The organism is Streptomyces sp. SolWspMP-5a-2 (assembly GCF_900091845.1).
Lineage (GTDB): Bacteria > Actinomycetota > Actinomycetes > Streptomycetales > Streptomycetaceae > Streptomyces > Streptomyces doudnae.
Window position 1 is genome coordinate 1 of sequence record NZ_FMCI01000347.1, and the last position, 6,546, is coordinate 6,546.

Sequence of the window (6,546 nt, forward strand, 5' to 3'; positions counted from 1 at the left end):
GTTCGTACCCCCGACCGGATTCGAACCGGCGCTACCGCCTTGAGAGGGCGGCGTGCTAGGCCGCTACACAACGGGGGCCCTAGCGATCTTGTCGTGCAAGATCAGTACCCCCGACCGGATTCGAACCGGCGCTACTGCCTTGAGAGGGCAGCGTGCTAGGCCGCTACACAACGGGGGCTCGCGGATGTGATCCGCTGGGCGCAGATGAGCTCTGCGAGCTGGCCTACCTGGACTCGAACCAAGACTAACTGAACCAGAATCAGTCGTGCTGCCAATTACACCATAGGCCACTGGAACGCAAATCCCGTGAGGGATCTTGTTCTAGCTTGCTCCCCCGGTTCCCGGCCTTTCGGCCCGCTCCCCGGCGGCGCAGGAAGAACATTACCTGAAGGTGGACGGGGCTCCAAAACGGGTATCCGAGCCGAGGATCACGGGGAGTTCGGCGAGCGAGACGATCCGGTGCGGGCCGCCGTCCGCGCGGACCGGGGCGTGCGCGCCGGTGCGGTCGATCCACACCGAGAGGAGTCCGGCGTCGGCGGCCCCGCGACCGTCGATCTCCGGATGGTCGCCGACGTACGCGACCTGGCGCGGGGCGAGTTCCAGGGCGTCGCAGGCCGCGAGGAAGGCCGCGGCGTCGGGCTTGGAGACGCCGAGTTCGACGGCGCACAGGACCGTCTCGAAGCGGTCGTGCACCCCGAGGCTGCGCAGCTTGCGGTCCTGGACGGTGAGGCTGGAGTTGGAGAGCACCGCGTGCCGGTGGCTGTGCGCGAGCGCGTCCAGGACGGGCAGCACGTCGGGGAAGAGGGACCAGGCGGACTCGTAGTGGGTGAGGTAGCGCGCGAACCAGTCGTCGGCCTCGGGGTCGGTCAGCTCCCGTTCCAGGAAGACCCGGACCCGGTCCCTGCGCTGCGTCTCGAAGTCCGCCTCGCCCGCCGAGAACCGCGCCCACTGCCGCTCGGTGATCTCCCGCCAGTGCGCGAGGGCCTGTTCGGCGCCGTCGAAGCGCGCCATGAGCCCCTCGGCGACCAGATGGGAGCGCATGCCCTCGCGGTCGGCGGTCGTGTAGTCGAAGAGGGTGTCGTCGACGTCCCAGACGACGGCTTTGATCACCATGGTGTCGACGGTACCGGCCCGGCACCGGAAAAGGGGCGGCATCCGGGGGTCCGGACACCGCCCCTGCGGGCCGCGGGCGGTTACGCGGTGAGCCGGGCCAGGGCCGCGTCGACGCGGGCCAGGGTCTTCTCCTTGCCCAGGATCTCCAGGGACTCGAAGAGGGGCAGGCCGACCGTGCGGCCGGTGACGGCGACGCGGACCGGGGCCTGCGCCTTGCCGAGCTTGAGCCCGTGGGCCTCACCGGCGGCCAGGACGGCCTCCTTGAGGGACTCGGCGGAGGTCCAGTCGGCGGCCTCCAGCTTCTCGCGGGCGGTGCGCAGCAGGGCGTCCGACCCGTCCTTCATGGCCTTCGTCCAGCTCGCCTCGTCGGAGACCGGCTCGGGGAGGAAGAGGAAGTCGACGTTGTCGGTGATCTCGGAGAGGACCTTGACGCGGGTCTGCGCGTGCGGGGCGACCGCCTGCCACTTGGCCTCGTCGAAGTCCTCGGCGGCCCACGGGGCGAACGGGGCCCGCAGCCACGGGGCGCAGCGCTCGGTGAAGTCCTCCACGGCGAGCAGCCGGATGTGGTCGGCGTTGATCGCCTCGCACTTCTTGAGGTCGAAGCGGGCCGGGTTGGGGTTCACGTCGGAGATCTCGAAGGCCGCGACCATCTCGTCCAGCGTGAAGATGTCCTGGTCGGCGGAGAGCGACCAGCCCAGCAGGGAGAGGTAGTTGAGCAGTCCCTCGGGGAGGAAGCCGCGCTCGCGGTAGAGGTTGAGCGAGGACTCGGGGTCGCGCTTGGAGAGCTTCTTGTTGCCCTCCCCCATCACGTAGGGCAGGTGCCCGAAGGCGGGGATCTCCTTGGCGACGCCCAGGTCGATCAGCGCCTCGTAGAGGGCGATCTGGCGCGGGGTGGAGGAGAGCAGGTCCTCGCCGCGCAGGACGTGGGTGATCTCCATCAGGGCGTCGTCGACCGGGTTGACCAGGGTGTACAGCGGGGCGCCGTTGGCGCGGACGATGCCGTAGTCCGGGACGTTCTCCGCGGTGAAGGTGAGTTCGCCGCGGACCAGGTCGGTGAAGGTGATCGTCTCGTCGGGCATCCGGAAGCGGACGATCGGCTCGCGGCCCTCGGCGCGGTAGCCCTCGACCTGCTCGGCGCTCAGGTCGCGGCAGTGGCCGTCGTAGCCGGAGGGGCGGCCGGCGGCGCGAGCGGCGTCACGGCGGGCGTCCAGCTCGGCGGTGGAGCAGTAGCAGCGGTAGGCGCGGCCCGCGTCGAGGAGCCGGTCCGCGACGTCGCGGTAGATGTCCATCCGCTGCGACTGGCGGTAGGGGGCGTGCGGGCCGCCGACCTCGGGGCCCTCGTCCCAGTCGAAGCCGAGCCAGCGCAGCGAGTCGAGGAGCTGGGTGTACGACTCCTCCGAGTCGCGGGCGGCGTCGGTGTCCTCGATGCGGAAGACCAGGGTGCCCTGGTGGTGCTTGGCGAACGCCCAGTTGAACAGGGCGGTGCGGACCAGGCCCACGTGCGGGTTGCCGGTGGGCGAGGGACAGAAACGGACGCGTACGGGGGAGCCGGGTGCGCTAGCCACGCTTGACAACCTTGTTGGTGAGAGTGCCGATGCCTTCGATGGTGACGGCGACCTCGTCGCCGACGTGCAGGGGGCCGACCCCCGCGGGGGTGCCGGTGAGGATCACGTCACCGGGGAGCAACGTCATGGCCTCGGAGATGTTGACGACCAGGTCCTCGATGGAGTGGATCATCTCGCTCGTCCGGCCGAGCTGCCGCTGTTCGCCGTTGACCGTGAGCTGGACGGTCAGGTCGCCGGCGGTCGCCAGGTCCATGCCGGTCTCCACCCAGGGGCCGAGCGGGCACGAGGTGTCGAAGCCCTTGGCGCGGCCCCACTGCTTCTCGCGGCGCTGGACGTCCCGCGCGGTGACGTCGTTGGCGCAGGTGAAGCCGAAGACGACGTCCTGGACCCGGTCGCGGGGCACCTCGCGGCACATCCGGCCGATGACGACGGCCAGTTCGGCCTCGTGGTGCAGTTCCTCGGAGAACGGCGGGTACTGGACGGCGTCGCCGGGGCCGATCACCGAGGTGGACGGCTTGAAGAAGGCGAACGGCGCGTCCGGCACCTCGTTGTCCAGCTCGCGGGCGTGCTCGGCGTAGTTGCGGCCGAAGGCGACGACCTTGTTGGGGAGCACCGGCGGCAGCAGCCTGACCTTGCTCAGCGGGACCTTCGTGCCGGAGAGCTCGAAGTCCGCGAACGGGATGCCCTTGATGATGTCGAGGACGAGCTCGTCGGGCTTGTCGCCCTCGACCGCGCCGAAGGCGACGTTCCCGTCGATGGAGAACCTGGCGATGCGCACGGGATCGTTGCGCCCCTCACTGAGCTGGCTGGAGTCTGACGCTCCAGGCTAACGCGGCGGGGGCGGGCGCCGCCTGCGCTCAGTCGGCGACCGGGGTGCGGACCGGCAGGTCGACGAGGACGGTGCGGCGCGGGTTGGCGGTCTGGGCCGGCAGTTCGGTGGTGTGCTCGGCGGCCGCGGGGGCCTGCGGGACGCCGGCCTCCTTCACGTGCACGAGGGTGGTGCGACGGGGGTTGGCGGTGGGGCGGAACGGGGCTGCCGTTGTCGTCGTCTTCACGGTTGGGGTGACCCTTGTCGTGTCGGGGCGTCCGGATGAGGTGGTCCGAAGGGCCTCACGCGCGGGCGCGGTTGAAGGCTGAAGGTTGTCAACTTGTCACGTCTTGTAAAGCGTCAGGTTAAACATGCCCTTCCCCACCGAAGCCGTGGAGACCTCGTGATGAGGGTGTGATTTTGCTCACCACAGAGGGAATGTTTCGGTCAATCGCGACCTACAACCCACCCCAACGAAACGGACATTGGGCACCTGAAGCCATCATTCCGCTCCTGATCATGGCGACTGGGACACCCCTCGGACCCCTGCGATTCGCGCAGTTGAGCCCGCTTTGGACGAGATCATTTTCTACATCAGGTGACCCGGCACTCACAAGGTGTGACCTAGGGGACCACGTGGTGCTCGGGCCTTGTTGGAGATCCTGCACTGTGCTGGAATTCCACGGACCGCCGCGGGTATCGAGACCGGCGCACAGGGGGCCGTGGAGAACACCGCCGGCGGCGAGATGGGGGGAGCAGCGCCGGTCACTCACGACCGACGACGGGGGGCGTGTTCAGGACGCTCCCTACAACGCCGACACCGTGTCCTTCCGTTGTGCGGAGGGGCGCCTGGTCCAGAGGTTGCGACGCTAGTGCAGGGACGTTTCAAGAGGGATGGCAGCGCTTCGGCGGAGCCGGAGCTGCGCGACGGGACTGGTCCCACGGCAGGCAGCTCCTCGCCCCAGCACGCCCAGAACCAGGGCCAGAACCCGTCCGGCGACGGCGGTGACCGCTCCGGCCGCTCCGGCGCCCCCGGGTCCGGGCCCTCGGCCCCGCCCGCCGCGCAGGCCAAGCCGCCCAAGGGACCCAACGGCCCCGGATCGCGCGTCGCCCTGCGCAACTGGCGCATCTCCACGCGCCTGGTGTCGCTGCTCGCGCTCCCCGTGGTCGCGGCCACCTCGCTGGGCGCCCTGCGCATCAGCGACAACATGGACGACATCCAGCAGCTCGACAACATGAAGCTGCTGACGGACATGACCAAGCAGGCCACCGAGCTGGCCGCCGCGCTCCAGGAGGAGCGCGACCAGTCGGCGGGTCCGCTGGCACACGGCTCCAAGGCGAGCGACTACACGGTCAAGGGCTACCGCGAGAAGTCGGACCGGGCGGTCACGAACTTCGTCGACGCCGCCGAGCAGATCGACGCCTCCAGCAAGAACGGCAACCTCCAGGGCGTCCGCGAGAGCCTGGTCGGCGTGGTCAGCGACCTCGACCAGCTCGCCAAGATCCGCAACACCGCCTACGAGGCCAAGGACAACTCGACCCAGACGGTCGAGGCGTACCACCGCCTCATCACGCACCTGCTGGACCTCTCCCAGGACATGGCCGAGGCGACCAGCAACCCGGAGATGATCCAGCGCACCCGCGCCCTGGCCTCCTTCTCCTCCGCCAAGGAGTACGCGTCGGTGCAGCGCGCGGTCCTCGCCGCCGCGCTCCCCGCGAACAACACGAGCTTCGGCAACCTCTCGGACAACGACCGCCTCTACGCCCAGTCGGCGCTCCAGAGCCAGTCCTCCGAGCTGCGCAGCTTCAAGAGCATCTACGGCACCGACAAGGCCGCCGCTCTCCTCAAGCCCATCGAGGAGAACAACGTCAACATCAAGGCCACGGACACCTACGCGTCCCGCGCCCTGGCCAGTGACGACGGTCTGACCGACCTCCAGAAGCGGTCCTACCAGGACTGGGTCGACGACAGCTCGACGAAGATCGAGCAGATGAAGAAGATCGAGCACTCGCTCCTGGAGGACATGGAGCAGAAGGCCCGCGAGCTGCGCTCCGCCTCGGAGAGCGAGGCGATCATCTCGGGTGCGCTGATCCTGCTCGTGCTCGGTGTCTCGCTGGTCGGCGCCTTCGTCGTCGCCCGGTCCATGATCCGCTCGCTGCGGCGGCTCCAGGAGACGGCCACCAAGGTCGCCCAGGACCGGCTGCCCGAGCTGGTCAAGCAGCTCTCGGAGTCGGACCCGCAGGACGTCGACACCTCCGTCGAGTCGGTCGGTGTGCACTCCCGGGACGAGATCGGCCAGGTCGCCGCGGCCTTCGACGACGTGCACCGCGAGGCCGTCCGCCTCGCCGCCGAGCAGGCCCTGCTGCGGGGCAACGTCAACGCGATGTTCACCAACCTCTCGCGCCGCTCCCAGGGCCTCATCCAGCGTCAGCTGTCGCTCATCTCCGAACTGGAGTCCCGCGAGGCCGACCCGGACCAGCTCTCCTCCCTCTTCAAGCTCGACCACCTCGCGACCCGCATGCGCCGCAACGGCGAGAACCTCCTCGTCCTCGCCGGTGAGGAGCCCGGCCGCCGCTGGACCCGCCCGGTCCCGCTGGTCGACGTGCTGCGCGCCGCCGCGTCCGAGGTGGAGCAGTACGAGCGCATCGAGCTGGCCTCGGTGCCGACCACCGAGGTCGCCGGCCGCGTCGTCAACGACCTCGTGCACCTGCTCGCCGAGCTGCTGGAGAACGCCACGTCGTTCTCCTCCCCGCAGACCAAGGTCAAGGTCACCGGTCACGCGCTGCCCGACGGGCGGGTGCTGATCGAGATCCACGACACCGGCATCGGCCTCTCCCCCGAGGACCTCGCGGCGATCAACGAGCGGCTGGCCTCGCCGCCCACCGTGGACGTCTCGGTCTCCCGCCGCATGGGTCTGTTCGTGGTCGGCCGCCTGTCCCAGCGGCACGGCATCCGCATCCAGCTCCGCCCGTCCGACTCCGGTGGCACGACCGCGCTGGTCATGCTCCCCGTCGACGTCGCCCAGGGCGGCCGCAAGCCGCAGCCGAAGCCCGGTCAGG

At 69.6% G+C, this 6,546-nt stretch carries 5 protein-coding genes and 3 tRNA genes; 1 reads left to right on the forward strand and 7 read right to left on the reverse strand.

Annotation, left to right across the window (positions count from 1 at the left end):
• Positions 1–5 precede the first annotated feature (5 nt).
• The 7 genes from GA0115242_RS34165 to GA0115242_RS34195 form a co-directional block, all read right to left on the reverse strand.
• Positions 6–78 (reverse strand) — tRNA-Glu (locus tag GA0115242_RS34165).
• Between the two features lie 27 nt (positions 79–105).
• Positions 106–178 (reverse strand) — tRNA-Glu (locus GA0115242_RS34170).
• A 40-nt stretch (positions 179–218) separates the two neighbouring features.
• A tRNA-Gln gene (locus GA0115242_RS34175) sits at positions 219–290 on the reverse strand.
• Between the two features lie 91 nt (positions 291–381).
• On the reverse strand, positions 382–1,113 hold the full coding sequence (locus GA0115242_RS34180; RefSeq protein WP_093835524.1) for an HAD family hydrolase: 732 nt from the start codon (positions 1,111–1,113) through the stop codon (positions 382–384).
• Between the two features lie 80 nt (positions 1,114–1,193).
• Positions 1,194–2,678, reverse strand: a complete 1,485-nt coding sequence (gene gltX, locus GA0115242_RS34185) for a glutamate--tRNA ligase (RefSeq protein WP_093835518.1) — start codon at positions 2,676–2,678, stop codon at positions 1,194–1,196.
• Positions 2,671–3,456: a fumarylacetoacetate hydrolase family protein gene (locus tag GA0115242_RS34190; RefSeq protein WP_093835520.1), complete on the reverse strand. Its 786-nt coding sequence runs from the start codon at positions 3,454–3,456 to the stop codon at positions 2,671–2,673. Before GA0115242_RS34190 ends, gltX begins: the two co-directional genes overlap by 8 nt.
• 79 nt (positions 3,457–3,535) lie before the next feature.
• Entirely contained in the window at positions 3,536–3,733 is a 198-nt protein-coding gene (locus GA0115242_RS34195; protein WP_093835522.1) for a hypothetical protein, read from the reverse strand.
• Positions 3,734–4,358: 625 nt separating this feature from the next.
• On the opposite strand from GA0115242_RS34195, the gene GA0115242_RS34200 reads away from it, so the two are divergent.
• Positions 4,359–6,546: sensor histidine kinase (locus tag GA0115242_RS34200; protein WP_141721859.1), on the forward strand; the 2,188-nt coding region annotated here is incomplete at its 3' end.

Bases quoted from the DNA above. Each gene is read 5' to 3' on its own strand.
- GA0115242_RS34180 (WP_093835524.1), bottom strand. From the start codon at position 1,113: ATGGTGATCAAAGCCGTCGTCTGGGACGTCGACGACACCCTCTTCGAC.